The following is a 15,967-nucleotide window of genomic DNA, read 5'->3' on the forward strand; positions in this document are numbered from 1 at the left end:
ATGAGCGATAGCGCGCCTGCAACCCTGGAGTGCTGGCTGCCGGCCTGGCAGCGCTTCGATCGCTCGCATCCCTTACGCGTGCTGCTGCAGCGGGCGGATCGTCTTCCCGCTGGCGCCGTGGGCTACCTCGGTGGCCTGGCCGCGCATTTTCAATGCGACGGCGGGATGGCGGTTGCCGCCCTCACTCGCGACTACCTGACCGGCGATGCCGCTGACGCCTGCTGGCTCAGCGCCGATCCGGCCTGGGTGCAGCCGGATCTGACCGGGGCGCGGCTGATGGCTTGCGGCCAATTGCCGTTGAGCATGGAAGAGGCCGAACAGCTGGCCGAACCCTTGCGAGCCATGTTTGCCGATGAAGGCATGCGGCTGGACGTTACTTCTGCGCATCATTGGCACCTGCGCTTGCCGGCGCAAACTGACTTGCCGGAGTTTGCCGCGCCGGAAGCAGCGCTCGGCGAAGACCTGTATGAGCACTTGCCGGAAGGCGCTCAGGCACGTCGCTGGCGCGTACTGTTCAACGAAGCGCAGGTTTTGTTGCATCAGCATCCGCTCAATGCCCGGCGGCGCGAGCGCGGCTTGCCACCCGTCAACAGCTTGTGGTTCTGGGGTGGCGGCGCACTGCCGTCGCGCGTTGCTACTTCATTGCGTGGTGTCATCGGCGAAGACTTGCTGCTGCTCGCGTTGGCCAAACGTGCAGGCATTCCCGCGCAGCGGCATACCAGGCTGGACGCCGCGCAAGCGGGCTGGTTGATCGACCTGGAGGATCAGTCCGCGGACGCCATTGCTACCGAGTGGTGGCCCGGTTTGTTGCGCTTGTGCAAGCGTGGGCCAGTGCAATTCACCTTCGCCAGTGGCGAGCGTTTTGTGCATCGCCCTTGGCACCGCCTGCGCTTCTGGCGGCGGAGCAAAGCATGACGCGCCAGGTGTTGAAACAGCGCCCGTTGCTGGGGGAACCGGCCGGATGGGGCGCTGCGGTGCATCCTGTGCTGCAACGTATCTACGCCGCGCGCGGGGTGTTGAACCCCGAACAGGCCGAGCATCGTCTGAACCGTTTGTTGTCGCCGCAGCACTTGAACGGCATGCAGCAGGCGGTGTCGTTGCTGGCGGAAGCAATTCGCAGCGACATGTCGATCATGATCGCCGGCGACTACGATTGCGATGGCGCCACCGGCTCGGCAGTAGCTGTGCGCGGTTTGCGCATGCTTGGCGCCCAGCGCGTGGATTACGTAGTACCCAATCGTTTCGTGCATGGCTACGGGCTTACCCCGGAGCTGGTGGCTTCGCTACCCGCGCATGCGCAGTTGATCGTTACCGTCGACAACGGCATTGCCAGCATCGCTGGTGTCGCTGCCGCGCGTGCACGAGGCATGCGCGTGATCGTCACGGATCATCATTTGCCCGGTGACCAGTTGCCGCAGGCGGACGCCATCGTCAATCCCAACGTGCACGGCGATGGTTTTCCCAGCAAGGCGCTGGCCGGCGTGGGGGTGATGTTCTACGTGCTGTTGGCCTTGCGCGCGCATTTGCGCGAACAGGGCTGGTTCGCCGATAAGCCGGAGCCCGACTTGTCCGCGCTGTTGGACTTGGTTGCCTTGGGCACGGTGGCCGACCTGGTGCCGTTGGACTACAACAATCGCGTGCTGGTGGAAGCGGGCATGAAGCGCCTGCGCAGTGGTCGCGGTTGTGCCGGTATCCTGGCGCTGATCGAAGCCAGCCAACGCAGCGTGGCTTCGTTGTGCGCCAGCGATTTCGCTTATGCCCTGGGGCCGCGCCTGAATGCCGCCGGCCGGCTGGAGGATATGCGTATCGGCGTGGAATGCCTGCTGACCGATGACGCCAGGCAGGCGCGCCGCTACGCCGAGCTGTTGAGTTCCATCAATCAGGAGCGGCGTGATTTGCAGGCCGCGATGGTCGCCGAGGCGGAAGTGATGGTGGCAAGTGCCGCCCATGTCGACGTGCAAACCGTAGGTGTCACGCTGTTCGAGCCAAGCTGGCATGCCGGTGTAGTGGGGCTGGTGGCTTCCAAGCTGAAAGAACGCCTGCATCGCCCGGTGATCGCCTTTGCGCCGGCGGGCGAAGACGCTCCCGACCAGCTGCGCGGCTCGGCGCGCTCGATCGCCGGCTTTCATATTCGCGATGCTTTGGCGGTGGTGGATGCGCGCCACCCAGGCTTGATTGAACGATTCGGCGGCCACGCCATGGCCGCCGGCTTAAGCATGCGCGCGGAGCACTATCCGCGTTTCGCCGCAGCTTTTGACGCCGTGGCGCGCGAGTGGCTGAGCGAAGAGCAATTGCAGGCCGTGCTCTACACCGACGGCGAAATGCCGGCCGGCCTGTTCACCTTGGAAATGGCGCGCCAGCTGCGCTTTGCCGGTCCCTGGGGGCAGGCGTTTCCCGAGCCGGTGTTCGAAAACCGCTTCGAATGCTTCAGCTGGCGCCTGATGGGCGAACGGCATTTGCGCCTGAGCCTGCGTGATCCACGCGACGATGCCTTGCATGATGCGGTGATGTTCAACGCCTACGAGGGCAAGCCGCCGCCGAGCGTGATGCGTGCGGCTTACGAACTTACCATCAACGATTGGCAGGGCAGGGAATCGCCGCGGCTTTTGCTGCGTTATATGGAGCCAGCGTAACGTTCCCATGGCCGTCATTCCCGCGCAAGCGGGAATCCATTTTTGCCCTGATGGAAAGGCGAAGATGGATTCCCGCTTGCGCGGGAATGACGGCCATGAGGCGGGCTGCCTACGAACTTTCACGCCGCTTCACTTGCACACCCGCTCAAATGGCGCTTGGATAAGCCCATCCCGCACCAAGGAGCGCTGCCATGATCGAGCAACTCCCTTCGCTGCCGGCCGCTGTGCTCGGCTTTCGCATGCGCGGCCTGGTGACCGCGCAGGACTATGAGACTGTGATGGTGCCGGACATCGAGGCCGCCTTCGCGTTGAATCCCAAGTTGCGCCTGGTGATCCATATCGGCGACGACTTCACCGGCTTCGCCCCCGGCGCCATGTGGGACGACGTGAAGCTTGGCTTCCGTCACATCAGCGGTTGGGAGCGCACGGCGCTGGTCACCGACGTAGGCTGGGTTCGCGTGATGTCCAGCATGTTCGGCTTCGCCATGCCCACCCATTTCAAGCTGTTCGCCGACGCCGAACTCGATGAAGCCGTTGGCTGGGCGTCCTCGAACTGAGCCGGCTGGTAACGCTTGCAACCGTTGCGCGCGGTTCGGACTTGTGCTCTAGTCGTCCCCATGCACGCTCATCTCGCCAGCCAAATCTCTAGCAACGCCGCCCTCGCGGCGCGTGCTGTCGTGGCTGCAACAGTCCTGAATAACAACGCCAATAACAATAACCGCAACCGCGGACGGGCCGGCGTGTAGACGAGAGCAGCAAATACTCACACGCAAAAGGGCCCGCCAAGTGCGGGCCCTTTTGTTTTTCCAGTGTTCCATCCCTCAAGCGATCCCAAGGAAATCCACCATGTGCGCGATCTTCGGAATGTTCGACCTGCAGCCGGGCGACGACCTGGCTGCGTTACGCCTGCTGGCCCTGGAACTGTCACAGCGACAGCGTCACCGCGGGCCGGACTGGAGCGGGGTGTTCGTGGATGCCGGCGTCATCCTGGTGCACGAGCGCCTTGCCATCGTCGACCCGGCCAGCGGTGCGCAGCCCCTGCGTTCCCGCGATGGCCATCTGGCGCTGGCGGTGAACGGCGAGATCTACAACCATCGCGAGCTGCGCGCCCACAGCGACTACGACTTCACCACCGGTTCGGACTGCGAAGTTATCAACGCGCTCTACCGCGAGCATGGCGCGGATTTCCTCAACCAGCTCAATGGCATTTTTGCGTTCGCCTTGTGGGATGGCGATGCCCGGCGTTACCTGATCGCGCGCGATCCCATCGGTGTGTGTCCCTTGTATTGGGGCCACGACGCACAAGGCCGTTTGTGTGTGGCCTCGGAAATGAAAGCGTTGGTAGGGGTATGCGCCGACGTAGCGCCGTTCCCGCCGGGGCATGTGTATGACAGCGCTACGGGCGAGTTGCAGCGTTATTACCAGCGTCCGTGGCGTGACTATGCGGCGACCAAAGGCCACGGTCCGGGCGACCTGCGCAAAGCATTCGAACAGGCGGTGCATCGCCAGCTGATGACGGATGTGCCGTACGGCGTCTTGCTTTCGGGCGGCCTGGATTCTTCGCTAGTCGCCGCTTGCGCCGCTCGTTTCGCACGCGAGCGCGTCGAAGACGACGATCGCAGCGAAGCCTGGTGGCCGCGCCTGCATTCCTTCGCCATCGGCCTGGAAGGCTCGCCCGACCTGGCCGCGGCCAAAGTCGTGGCCGACGCGCTGGGTACGGTGCACCACGGTTTCGTCTACAGCTTCTGGGAAGGCTTGGATGCGCTGCCGGAAGTGATCCGCCATATCGAAACCTATGACGTCACCAGCATCCGCGCTTCCACGCCGATGTACCTGCTGGCCCGACGCATCAAGGCGATGGGCGTGAAGATGGTGCTGTCGGGCGAAGGCTCGGATGAAATCTTCGGCGGCTACCTGTATTTCCACAAAGCGCCTTCGGCGGAAGCCTTCCATGAGGAAACCGTGCGCAAGCTAGATGCGCTGCACAGCTACGACTGCCTGCGCGCGAACAAGTCGATGATGGCCTGGGGGGTCGAAGCGCGTGTGCCGTTCCTGGACCTGGAATTCATGGAAGCGGCGATGAGCATGGATGCTGCACACAAGATGGCCGGCAAGGGCCGCATCGAAAAGGGTGTGCTGCGCGAAGCTTTCGCTGGCGCCTTGCCCGAATCGATCCTGTGGCGGCAGAAAGAACAGTTCAGCGATGGCGTGGGCTACGGCTGGATCGACGGCTTGAAAGCGCACGCCGAGCAGGCGGTAAGCGACCGCGAATTCGCCGCCGCTGCTTCGCGCTATCCCTTCAACACGCCGGCCACCAAGGAGGCGTACCTGTATCGCCGCATTTTCGAGAAATTCTTTCCCGGCGAAGCCTGCGCGGCGACGGTGCCGGGCGGCAAATCGATCGCTTGTTCGTCGCCGGCGGCGTTGGCGTGGGACCCGACGTTTGCGGCGATGGCCGATCCTTCCGGGCGCGCAGTGCGTGATGTGCACGCAAATGCAATGGCACCGTAGGCTGGGATGAAATCCCAGCATCACGACGCGGCATGCATGGCAATGCTGGGATTATCATCCCAGCCTATGAGGCCTTCAGCCTTCAGCTAGGCGCCCGCGCCCCCGGTTTGCTACGATTGGGGTTTATCTCGCGCCTCTCGGGCGCCATCCCCATCAGGGTCAGCCACATGATCGAAACCAATCCGATCCTTGCGCAGATCGCGGACCTCAGGGCCCGCGTCGAGTCGCTTAGGGGGTATCTTTGACTACGACGCCAAGCGTGAGCGTCTGGAAGAAGTAAGCCGCGAACTGGAAAGCCCCACCGTCTGGGACGATCCGCCGCGCGCACAGGAACTGGGCCGCGAACGCGCCCGCCTCGACACCATCGTCAGCGGCATCGACCGCATCACCTCCGGCCTGACCGATGCCGGCGAACTGCTGGAAATGGCCGCCGCCGACGGCGACGAAGCCACCGTGCAATCCGTGCTGGAGGATGTCAGCAAGCTCGACGGCGAGGTGAGCAAGCTGGAATTCCAGCGCATGTTCTCCGGCAAGATGGATTCGGCCAACGCCTTCGTCGACATCCAGGCCGGCGCCGGCGGCACCGAAGCCCAGGACTGGGCTGAAATGCTGCTGCGCATGTACCTGCGCTGGTGCGAATCGCGCGGTTGGAAGACCGAGTTGATGGAAGCGAGCGCGGGCGACGTGGCCGGCATCAAGTCCGCCACCTTCCGCGTCGAGGGCGATTACGCCTACGGCTGGCTGAAAACCGAAATCGGTGTGCACCGCCTGGTGCGCAAGAGCCCGTTCGACTCCGACAACCGCCGCCATACGAGCTTCACTTCGGTGTTCGTGTCGCCGGAAGTCGACGACGACATCGACATCGAGATCAACCCGGCCGACCTCAAGACCGACGTCTACCGTTCGTCCGGCGCCGGCGGCCAGCACGTGAACAAGACCGAATCGGCCGTGCGTATCACGCACGTTCCGTCCGGCGTGGTGGTGGCCTGCCAGACCGAACGCAGCCAGCACGCCAACCGCGACCGCGCCATGAAAATGCTGGCGGCCAAGCTGTACGAACTGGAGGTCCAGAAGCGCAATGCCGAGAAGGATGCGCTGGAAGCAACCAAGTCCGACATTGGCTGGGGCAGCCAGATCCGCAACTACGTACTGGACCAGAGCCGCATCAAGGACCTGCGTACCGGCGTAGAGCGCACCGACACCCAGAAAGTGCTGGACGGCGACCTCGACGATTTCATCGAGGCGAGCCTGAAGTCCGGACTGGATGCCGGCGCCAAGCGCCTGGACGCCTGATTACCGAGCGAGGAGTCACTGCATGAATGGCAAGAAGATCTTTGCGGTTGCGTTTGCGTGCGCCAGCGTGGTGCTGTTCAGCGACGTGGCGATTGCCGGGCAGGGCGTCAAGCAGGACGCCAAAGACGCCGGCCACGCCGTCGGCAATGGCGCGCGCGATGTGGGTCACGCTACGGCGCATGCAGCCAAGGCGGTGGGCCATGGCGCCAAGGAAGCGGGCCAGGGCATCGGGCACGGCGCGAAGGTAGTCGGCCACGGTGTCGCGCACGGTACGCGCGAGGGCTGGGACGCCACCAAACACGCGGTCAAACACGTGTTCGGCAAAGACAATTGATGCGCCGCTTTGCTCTCTAGCAAAGCTTTGACCCTCAGCGACACCTACCAAGAAGCGTTTGGCACTCCATGAGCGAACCCACCGAGAACCTGCCCCTTGACGAAAACAAGCTGATCGCCGAGCGCCGCGAAAAGCTCAAGGCGCTGCGCGAGCAGGGCATCGCCTTTCCGAACGACTTCAAGGTCGACGCTTTTGCCGGCGACCTGCAGGCCGAGTTCGAGGACAAGGAACAGCACACGGCCGAAGTGATCGAGGCCGCCGCCCGCCGCGTGAAAGTGGCCGGCCGTATTGTGCTCAAGCGCGTGCAGGGCAAGGTGAGCTTTGTGCAGGTGCAGGATTTCACCGGCCGCATCCAGCTGTTCATCCATCAGGGCACGGTCGGCGAAGCCACCTACGAAGCATTCAAGGGCTGGGACACCGGTGACGTCGTCGGCGCCGAAGGCCTGCTGATGCGCACCAAGACCGGCGAGCTGTCGGTGAAGGTGCAAACCCTGCGCCTGCTCACCAAGAGCCTGCGCCCGTTGCCGGACAAGTGGCATGGCCTGGCCGATGTGGAACAGCGCTACCGTCAGCGCTATGTCGATCTGATTGTCACCGAGGAAGCGCGCCGCACCTTCCTGCTGCGTTCGAAGATCGTCGGCTACATCCGCAAGTGGCTGGAGGCCGAACCGTACCGCTTCATGGAAGTGGAAACGCCGATGATGCACATCATCCCCGGCGGCGCCACCGCGCGTCCCTTCATCACGCACCACAACGCACTGGATATCGACCTGTATTTGCGCGTGGCGCCGGAGCTGTATTTGAAGCGCCTGGTCGTCGGCGGCTTCGACCGCGTCTACGAGATCAATCGCAACTTCCGCAACGAGGGCGTGTCCACCCGGCACAACCCCGAATTCACCATGCTGGAGTTGTACCAGGCCTACGCCACCTATCACGAGATCATGGACCTCACCGAGGCGATGATTCGCGACACGGCGAAGAACGTGTTGGGCACCACCAAGCTGGCCTGGGAAGACGCCGAGATCGATGTCGGCCCGGCCTTCCGCCGCTGGCGCATGGAAGACGCGGTGCTGGAACTCAATCCGGAAATCAAGCGCGAAGAACTGCGCGATCGCGAGGCCATGGCCGCGCACGCCAAGCGCCTGGGCCTGCAGGTAAAGCCCGCTTATGGCTGGGGCAAGCTGCTGCTGGAAATCTTCGAGAAGACGGTGGAGCACACCCTGGTGCAACCCACCTTCATCATCGATCACCCGGTGGAAGTGTCGCCGCTGGCGCGCGAGAACGACGTCGACAAGGGCATCACCGACCGCTTCGAACTGTTCGTCAACGGCAAGGAATTCGCCAACGGCTTCTCCGAGTTGAACGATCCGGAAGACCAGGCGGCGCGCTTCCAGGCCCAGGTGGATGCGAAGGCCTCCGGTGACGACGAAGCGATGCACTTCGATGCGGACTACATCCGCGCGCTGGAAGTGGGCTTGCCGCCGACCGGCGGGCTGGGCGTGGGCATCGATCGACTGGTGATGATGCTGACCAACTCGGCGTCGATCCGCGATGTGTTGCTGTTCCCCTACATGCGTCCCGAGGCGTAGGATCGGCGTAGGCTGGGATGACAATCCCAGCTTTCTGCCCGTTACCGGAGCTGGGATTGTCATCCCAGCCTACGCATTTAGAACTCCAGCTCCTGCGCCGCGCACAAATAATCGATCATCGGCGCCAGCCGTTTGTAGCTGGCTGCCATGAACGGCAACAGTTCCGCCGAACATGCCAGGGCTTCGTCGAACTGTTCCCCCGCCGCGAAATCCTTGCGCTTGAGATCCTCGATCAGCTCATGCTCCGGATCGAAACCGCGTGGTGGCCGCGTTAGTGATTCGCCCCAGAACGCAAAGTGTTCGCTGAATGCCTTGCTCTGCGTAGCGCGTTTCCACGCGGCGGGATTATCGGCCAGAAAAGCCCGAATACGTTTCAAGGCGTCCGCCTCCGGATGCCACATGCCACCGCCGATAAAGCAATCGCCCGGCTGGATGTGCAGATAGAACGAAGGCGCCGGAATCTCGTGCCGCCGCTCGTGGAAAAAGCGCGCGCTGGCCCAGGGCTTGTACGGTTCCTTGTCGTTCGAAAAGCGCGTGTCGCGGTAGATGCGGAACAGCGAGCCGCCCATCTTGCGTGAATCGGCACGGAAATGCGCACTGATCTTCGCCAGCGGCGCTTGCATGTCGCTGATCAGTTCCAGGAAGGGATCGCGTACGTCGCGCTCGTAATCGGCCTTGTGTTTCTGGAACCACTCGCGGTTGTTGTTGCGGGCCAGGCTTTTGAGGAAGCGGAAAGTGGCGGGCGAGAAATAGGCGCGTGGCATGAAGATTCGGGAGGTAAGTTGGGGGGCACGGCAATGGTGACATACAAGGCGATGTCAGACTCCCTCCCCTACGTGTAGTAGGGGAGGGTTGGGGTGGGGTGAAGCAACCTGGCGATTAACCCAAACATTGCGGCAAGCTCAAGCAACCCCACCCCAACCCTCCCCTGCAAGCAGGGGAGGGAGTAATCAGGCAAGAGCGACGCCAATCTCTCCAGCAAGCTGCTCACCCCAAGCTTGTAGCTGATCGAGCACAGCCCCCTTATCACGCCCCAGCGGATCACTGCGCAACAAATCCAGCCTGGCGAAGTAATCGGCAAGGGTGAGCGTCGTAAGCGGAGTGGGGCGCGTCAACCGCGCCATGCGAAACGCTTCCCAAAGCTCCCTTTCCTCCGACGTCAGCGTCTCCGGCCAATTGCGCGCCCGATAGCGGAACAGCAAGTCCGGATAGCGTTTGTCGCGAAACTCGAACTTGCGCTGCACCAACTGCTCCGGCGGCGTAGCGCGTACCTCGCGCAGCAGGCGTTTGTCCGCATCCGGCAGAAAACCGCCATAAAGCGCCAGCTCCGGATCTTCCGGCGGCGGCAGCTCGGCCGCCTGCTGGAAAATACGGCGTAGCTTGTCGCCAAGGCCGGCGGCCTGGCGCAACTGGTCGGCATGCGCCAGGCAGCGATCCAGATCCAATTGCAGCCGCCCAGGATCGGCACCCTTGAGCACGGACAGCGGCGCCAAGGCCGGCGAGCGGTTCGCATGCACGGTGCGCAGCGCAATGCGCTCCACCCCTTCGGGCAGGTCGGCGCGCGCGGTGAACATGCGATCGGCGATGTCCTCGACCTCCAGTGCCAGCAGGTCGCGAGGATCCTGCGCCAGGTCGTAGACGATAATTTCACCCGAGCGGGCTGGATGCACCGCCAGCGGCAGGATGACGCTGAGGCAGCAGCGGCTCGCCGGATAGCGTGACGACACGTGCACCAGCGGCGTCATGCTGGTGACGTCGAGCAGCTCGAACACGCGTTGCTTGCGGCGTAGCGCAAAATGCCAATCCCACAATCGCGGCTGGCGTACGCGAATCAGGCGCGCCAGGTCGATCAGGGCATACACGTCCGACAAGGCATCGTGCGCACGTTCCTGCCGCAGGTGATTGGCCGCGGCCAGGTGTTCCAGCTTGAAGCTGGGCGTACCGTCCTCATGCGTGGGCCATACGATGCCCTCGGGGCGCAGCGCGGCGCACATGCGTACCAGGTCGATCAGGTCCCAGCGCGAATTGCCGTTTTCCCACTCGCGCCCGTACGGCTCAAAGAAATTGCGGTAGAGCAGCTGGCGCGTGAATTCGTCGTCGAAGCGCAAGGAGTTGTAGCCCACGCCGCAAGTGCCCGGGGCGGAGAGCTGCTCGTGCACGCGCGCGGCGAAGTCGGCCTCGCTCACCCCTTCGCGTTCCGCCTGCTGCGGGGTGATACCGGTGATCAGGCAAGCCTCCGGGCTGGGTGGGCTGTCCCGCGGCGGCTTGCCGTAGAACATCACCGGCTCATCGACGATTTCCAGCTCCAGATTGGTGCGGATACCGGCGAACTGGATCGGGCGGTCCCGTCGCGTATCGGTGCCGAAAGTCTCGTAGTCGTGCCAGAAGAGCGTTTGCATGGGCAGATGATAGGGGCTGGAAGTTGGCAGCGGGGCATGGGGAAGTGGCCTGCCTCTTGCTAAACTCCCCGGTCAGGAGGGCGCATGAGCCAAGCGAACGAAGACAACCTCATCTGGATCGACCTGGAAATGACCGGTCTGGATACCGATAACGATTCGATCCTAGAGATCGCCACCATCGTCACCGACAAGGATCTGCTCGTTCTGGCCGAAGGCCCCGTGTTCGCGCTCCACCATCCGGTGGAGCGGCTGGAGGCCATGGACACCTGGAACCGCAACCAGCATCGCCGTTCCGGCCTGTGGGACCAGGTGGTGGAGTCCACCGCCACGCATGCCGAAGCGGAGCGGGCGACGTTGGAATTCCTCAAGCAGTGGCTGCAGCCGGGCAAGTCGCCGATGTGCGGCAATTCCATCTGCCAGGACCGCCGCTTCCTGCATCGGCAGATGCCGCAGCTGGAACGCTTCTTCCATTACCGCAATCTGGACGTGTCCACCCTGAAGGAACTGGCGCGGCGCTGGTCGCCGACGATCAGCCGCGGTTTCTCCAAGGAGTCGGCACATACCGCCTTGTCCGACATTCGCGATTCCATCGACGAGCTGCGCTACTACCGGCAATTCATGGGGGCGCTGGGCGGCGTGGAGCAGAGCGCATGACGACGGACCTGTTCGCCACGGTGCTCGATTGCAATGGCCGGCCGTTGACGCTGGACCGTCCGCGCGTGGTGGGCATCATCAACGTCACGCCCGATTCGTTCTCCGATGGCGGCCAGTTTTCCAGCACGCAAGCGGCGGTGGAGCACGGCTTGCGCCTGGCCGAAGAGGGTGCGGACATGCTCGATGTCGGCGGCGAATCCACGCGTCCCGGCGCGGCGGACGTGCCGCTCGAAGAGGAACTGCAACGTGTCATTCCCGTGATCGAACAACTCATCGCCCGCACCTCGCTGCCGGTCGCCATCGATACCTCCAAGCCCGAAGTGATGCGCGCGGCGGTGGCGGCCGGTGCCGGCATGATCAACGACGTGTATGCCCTGCGCCGCGAAGGTGCGCTGGACGCGGCTGCGGAGTTGCGCGTACCGGTCTGCCTGATGCACATGCAAGGCGAGCCGCGCAGCATGCAGGACGAGCCGCATTACGACGACGTGGTCGGTGAAGTGCACCGCTTCCTCACCGATCGCCTGTTCGCCTGCGAATTGGCAGGCATCGAACGGCGCAAAGTGATGGTCGATCCCGGCTTCGGCTTCGGCAAGACGCTGGAGCACAATCTTGCGCTGCTGCGCAAAGTGCAACGATTCGCCGATCTCGGCAGCGGGGTCTACGTAGGGCTGTCGCGCAAATCGATGATCGGCACGCTCACTGGGCGCAAGGACCACGCCGAGCGTGCCGCGGGCTCGGTAGCCGCCGCGATGATTGCCGTGCAACGCGGTGCACGCATGGTACGCGTGCATGACGTGGCTCCCACGGTGGATGCGCTGAAGGTATGGCATGCCGTGCAAGCTGGCGACACGCCCGAGCGGCACGACAAGCCGAAAATGCCCAGCTGGCCGGATGACGAGTAGTAACCGGATCTACTCCCTCCCCTAGGTGTAGTAGGCGAGGGTTGGGGTGGGGTGAAGCAACCTCGCCGTGAACTTCAGCAGGGCGGCAAGCTCAAACAACCCCACCCCAACCCTCCCCTGCAAGCAGGGGAGGGAGCAAGATTCGCCAACGTGAGGCATGGATAACCGACCGGAGTAGGATTCACGCCCTACAGACGCCTGTGTCCCTATTTCCTGGCTTCTTACCCCAAGACAGATCTTCATGACTCAACGCAAATACTTCGGTACCGACGGCATCCGTGGCCGCGTAGGCCAGTGGCCCATCAGCGCGGACTTCATGCTGCGCCTGGGGCGCGGCCTGGGCGTCGTGCTGGGCCGGGAAAGAAAGAAAAAGCATGGCCGCCCGCTGGTGCTGATCGGCAAGGACACCCGCGCCTCCGGCTACATGTTCGAATCGGCCCTGGAGGCCGGGCTGACTGCGGCCGGGGCGGACGTACGCCTGTTCGGCCCGATGCCCACGCCGGCGGTGGCCTACCTCACCCGCAGCCTGCGTGCGGATGCAGGCATCGTGATCAGCGCCTCGCATAACCCGCACTACGATAACGGCATCAAGTTCTTCTCCACCCATGGCGAAAAACTTTCCGACGAAATCGAGGCGGCGATCGAGGCGGAAACCGAAGCCCCGTTCACCACCGTGGATTCGGAGTACCTGGGCAAGGTGATCCGTGTCACCGACGCCATCACGCGCTACGCGGAATTCTGCAAAGCCACCGTGCCGGAAGACTTCAGCCTGGCTGGCATGAAGATCGTGCTCGATTGCGCGCACGGCGCCACCTACCAGGTGGCCCCCAAAGTGTTCGCCGAGCTGGGAGCGGAGCTGCATGTAATCGGCGACAAGCCGGATGGCTTCAACATCAATGACAACGTCGGCTCGCTGCATCCGCACGCGCTGCAGCGCGCTGTAGTGGAACAGCAGGCTGACATCGGCTTCGCCTTCGACGGCGACGGCGATCGCGTGCAGGTGGTGGACAGCCACGGCGTGCTCGGCGATGGCGATGACATGCTCTACGTGCTGGCGCGCAGCTGGCACTTGCGTGGCCAATTGAAAGGCCCGGTCGTCGGCACCCTGATGAGCAACTACGGCCTGCAGCAGGCCTTGGCCGGCATCGGCGTGGAACTGATCCGCGCCAACGTGGGCGACCGTTTCGTGCTGCAAAAACTCAAGGAGCATGGCGGCGTGCTGGGTGGTGAAACCTCCGGCCATTTGCTGTGCCTGGATCGCGCCACCACTGGCGATGGCATTGTGGCGGCACTGGCGCTGCTCGAAGCGCTCAAGCTGTCCGGCCAGGACCTGGCCACCGCGCGCCACGGCCTGAGGAAAATGCCGCAGGTGATGATCAACGTGCGCGCCGACGGTGCGCGCGAAGCGCTGGACAGCGAAGCGGTGCGCAAAGCCCTGGCCGATACCGAGCAGGCCCTGCTCGGGCGTGGCCGGGTGGTGCTGCGCGCCTCCGGCACCGAGCCGCTGGTGCGCGTGACGGTAGAGGCTGCCGACGAGGCCGAGGTGCGGCAGATGGCCCAACGCCTCGCTGACGTCGTAAAATCCGCCACCGAACGCTCGTGAACCAGTAGCGCTGTGCTTCGGGCAGCGCTACGAACAGATGCCAGGTCGCCATGGAAGGGAGCCTGTCTGGGTTATGCAGACAAGCTCCTAAGGCCCGACGTGCACCGCCCCTGCGGTGGCGGACAACTCGACCGCACGCCCATACAAGGACAATGTCATGGACCCATCTGCCCGTACTGAGCCCAAGCAAGTTCCCACCCTCGACATCCGCCGCTACGACAGCGACCGCGCGGCGTTCGTTGCCGAACTCGGCGCGGCCTACCGCGAATTCGGCTTCTGCTGCATCAGCGGCCACGGTATTACCCCGCAACTGATCGATGGCGCCTACGACGCCTTCCAGCGCTTCTTCGCGCTGCCCGCCGAAGCAAAGATGAAGTATCACGTGCCGGGTACCGGCGGCGCGCGCGGCTACACGCCCTTCAAGGTGGAAACCGCCAAGGACAGCAGCTACCCGGACCTGAAAGAGTTCTGGCACATCGGCCGCGAGATCGACCGCAACTCGCGCTTCGCCGAACTGATGCCGCCGAACCTGTGGCCGGCCGAAGTGCCGGGCTTCCACGAATACGGCTACGAGCTGTACCAGGCGCTGGACTGGCTCGGCAGCCGCGTACTGCGTGCGCTGGCCCTGCACATCGACCTGCCGGAAGACTACTTCGAGGACAAGATCGACCAGGGCAATTCCATCCTGCGCCCGATCCATTACCCGCCCATCAGCGAGGCAAACGTGCCCAACGTGCGCGCCGGCGCGCATGAGGACATCAACTTCATCACCTTGCTGGTGGGCGCCAGCGCCGAAGGCCTGGAAGTGCTCACCCGCGAAGGCAAGTGGCTGCCGATAACCACCGCGGGCGACGCCATCGTGGTGAACATCGGCGACATGCTGCAACGCCTGAGCAACCACGTGTATCCGTCCACCACCCACCGCGTGGTGAACCCGCCGAACGCCAACGCCCGCAAGCCGCGCTACTCGGTGCCTTACTTCCTGCATCCGAACCCCGACGTAGTGCTCGACCCGCTGCCGCAATGCATTACGCCGGACAATCCGCGCCGCTACGACACGTCGCTCAACTCGCATGAATACCTCATGCAACGCTTGCGCGAAATCAAACTGATCTAACCAACGGCTTTGGTAGGCTGGGATGCCAATCCCAGCATTGCCATGCACGCATACCTCGCGATGCTGGGATTGCCATCCCAGCCTACCTGTTCCATGGCCGCACCAACGACGACGTGCAAACGCCAATGCGTGTACGTCTCATTGCCTCACCCCCGCACACAACCCGCTAAAGTCCCCGCATGTCCGCCGCCCATCGCCACCACCACCACACAGAACGCCACTTCGCCGCCTCGGACACCGTCCGCGACATCGTCCTCGGCATGGCCGACGGCCTCACCGTACCGTTTGCGCTCGCCGCTGGCCTTTCCGCCGCCAACGTTGCCAGCCGCGTGGTGGTCGTCGCAGGCGTAGCGGAAATCGCCGCTGGCGCCATCGCCATGGGCCTGGGCGGTTATCTCGCAGCACGCGGCGAAGCCGACCACTACCACTCCGAGCGCCGCCGCGAATTCCGCGAAGTGCGCGAGCTGCAGCGCGAAGAAGAACGCGAGATCGTGGACATCTTCAAAGGCTACGGCCTGGATCGCGCCGCCTGCGAACCCATCCTCGAACACTTTCGCAACGATCATGAAGCCTGGGTGGATTTCATGATGCACTTCGAACTGGGCTTGGAAACCCCGCAGCCCGGCCGCGCCTTGCGCAGCGCACTCACCATTGGCAGTGCTTACATCGTCGGCGGCCTGGTGCCGTTGGTGCCGTACATGCTGATCAATACATTGAAGCCGGCGCTGCTGGTATCGGTTGTATGCACCGGTGCGGCGTTGGCGATATTCGGCGCGGCCAAGAGCCGCTTCACCGGCGTACGCGGCTGGCGCAGCGCGTTACAGACGGTGTTGATTGGTGGCTTGGCCTCAGCAACCGCTTTTCTGCTCGCCCACTGGATCGGCGGCGGCACTCCCTAACGCTCCCTCCATGTAGACAACAAAAATGTTGTA

At 63.7% G+C, this 15,967-nt stretch carries 14 protein-coding genes; 12 read left to right on the forward strand and 2 right to left on the reverse strand.

Annotated features, from left to right (window positions below):
* The 7 genes from QQJ96_RS03835 (at position 1) to lysS (ending at position 8,360) form a co-directional block, all read left to right on the forward strand.
* Positions 1–915 carry a phosphoglycerate mutase gene (locus QQJ96_RS03835; RefSeq protein WP_284330612.1) on the forward strand — a complete coding sequence of 305 codons (915 nt, stop codon included), beginning with the start codon at positions 1–3 and terminating at the stop codon, positions 913–915.
* Entirely contained in the window at positions 912–2,633 is a 1,722-nt protein-coding gene (recJ, locus tag QQJ96_RS03840) for a single-stranded-DNA-specific exonuclease RecJ (RefSeq protein WP_284330613.1), read from the forward strand. The genes QQJ96_RS03835 and recJ overlap by 4 nt, the downstream gene beginning before the upstream one ends.
* A gap of 191 nt (positions 2,634–2,824) precedes the next feature.
* On the forward strand, positions 2,825–3,190 hold the full coding sequence (locus tag QQJ96_RS03845) for a SpoIIAA family protein (RefSeq protein ID WP_284330614.1): 366 nt from the start codon (positions 2,825–2,827) through the stop codon (positions 3,188–3,190).
* A gap of 289 nt (positions 3,191–3,479) precedes the next feature.
* Positions 3,480–5,144, forward strand: coding sequence for an asparagine synthase B (gene asnB / locus QQJ96_RS03850; RefSeq protein ID WP_284330615.1), 1,665 nt, complete (start codon positions 3,480–3,482; stop codon positions 5,142–5,144).
* 167 nt (positions 5,145–5,311) lie between these two features.
* Positions 5,312–6,437 (forward strand): peptide chain release factor 2 gene (gene prfB, locus QQJ96_RS03855; RefSeq protein WP_284330616.1). Its coding sequence is split into 2 segments (ribosomal slippage): positions 5,312–5,386 and positions 5,388–6,437, totalling 1,125 coding nucleotides; the frame shifts between segments, so codons are not numbered across the junction.
* Between the two features lie 22 nt (positions 6,438–6,459).
* Entirely contained in the window at positions 6,460–6,771 is a 312-nt protein-coding gene (locus tag QQJ96_RS03860; RefSeq protein ID WP_284330617.1) for a hypothetical protein, read from the forward strand.
* Positions 6,772–6,839: 68 nt separating this feature from the next.
* Positions 6,840–8,360 (forward strand): lysine--tRNA ligase, encoded by a 1,521-nt coding sequence (lysS, locus tag QQJ96_RS03865; RefSeq protein WP_284330618.1) that lies wholly within the window; start codon positions 6,840–6,842, stop codon positions 8,358–8,360.
* A gap of 77 nt (positions 8,361–8,437) precedes the next feature.
* Here the strand turns inward: lysS and QQJ96_RS03870 are convergent, their stop codons facing one another.
* Entirely contained in the window at positions 8,438–9,124 is a 687-nt protein-coding gene (locus tag QQJ96_RS03870; protein WP_284330619.1) for a DUF2461 domain-containing protein, read from the reverse strand.
* Between the two features lie 186 nt (positions 9,125–9,310).
* Positions 9,311–10,759, reverse strand: coding sequence for an exodeoxyribonuclease I (gene sbcB / locus QQJ96_RS03875; RefSeq protein WP_284330620.1), 1,449 nt, complete (start codon positions 10,757–10,759; stop codon positions 9,311–9,313).
* An 84-nt stretch (positions 10,760–10,843) separates the two neighbouring features.
* Between sbcB and orn the strand changes: the two genes are divergently transcribed.
* The 5 genes from orn (at position 10,844) to QQJ96_RS03900 (ending at position 15,934) form a co-directional block, all read left to right on the forward strand.
* Complete coding sequence (orn, locus tag QQJ96_RS03880; RefSeq protein WP_284330621.1) at positions 10,844–11,413, forward strand: oligoribonuclease; 570 nt, start codon at positions 10,844–10,846, stop codon at positions 11,411–11,413.
* The gene (gene folP / locus QQJ96_RS03885) at positions 11,410–12,315 is read left to right on the forward strand and encodes a dihydropteroate synthase (protein ID WP_284330622.1); all 906 of its coding nucleotides are present in this window, start codon (positions 11,410–11,412) and stop codon (positions 12,313–12,315) included. The genes orn and folP overlap by 4 nt, the downstream gene beginning before the upstream one ends.
* A gap of 241 nt (positions 12,316–12,556) precedes the next feature.
* Complete coding sequence (gene glmM, locus QQJ96_RS03890) at positions 12,557–13,918, forward strand: phosphoglucosamine mutase (RefSeq protein WP_284330623.1); 1,362 nt, start codon at positions 12,557–12,559, stop codon at positions 13,916–13,918.
* Between the two features lie 157 nt (positions 13,919–14,075).
* Entirely contained in the window at positions 14,076–15,035 is a 960-nt protein-coding gene (locus tag QQJ96_RS03895) for an isopenicillin N synthase family dioxygenase (protein ID WP_284330624.1), read from the forward strand.
* A gap of 179 nt (positions 15,036–15,214) precedes the next feature.
* Positions 15,215–15,934, forward strand: a complete 720-nt coding sequence (locus QQJ96_RS03900; protein WP_284330625.1) for a VIT1/CCC1 transporter family protein — start codon at positions 15,215–15,217, stop codon at positions 15,932–15,934.
* The last annotated feature ends 33 nt before the right edge of the window (positions 15,935–15,967 follow it).

The sequence above is a fragment of the Dyella flagellata genome, assembly GCF_030160275.1.
GTDB lineage: Bacteria > Pseudomonadota > Gammaproteobacteria > Xanthomonadales > Rhodanobacteraceae > Dyella_B > Dyella_B flagellata.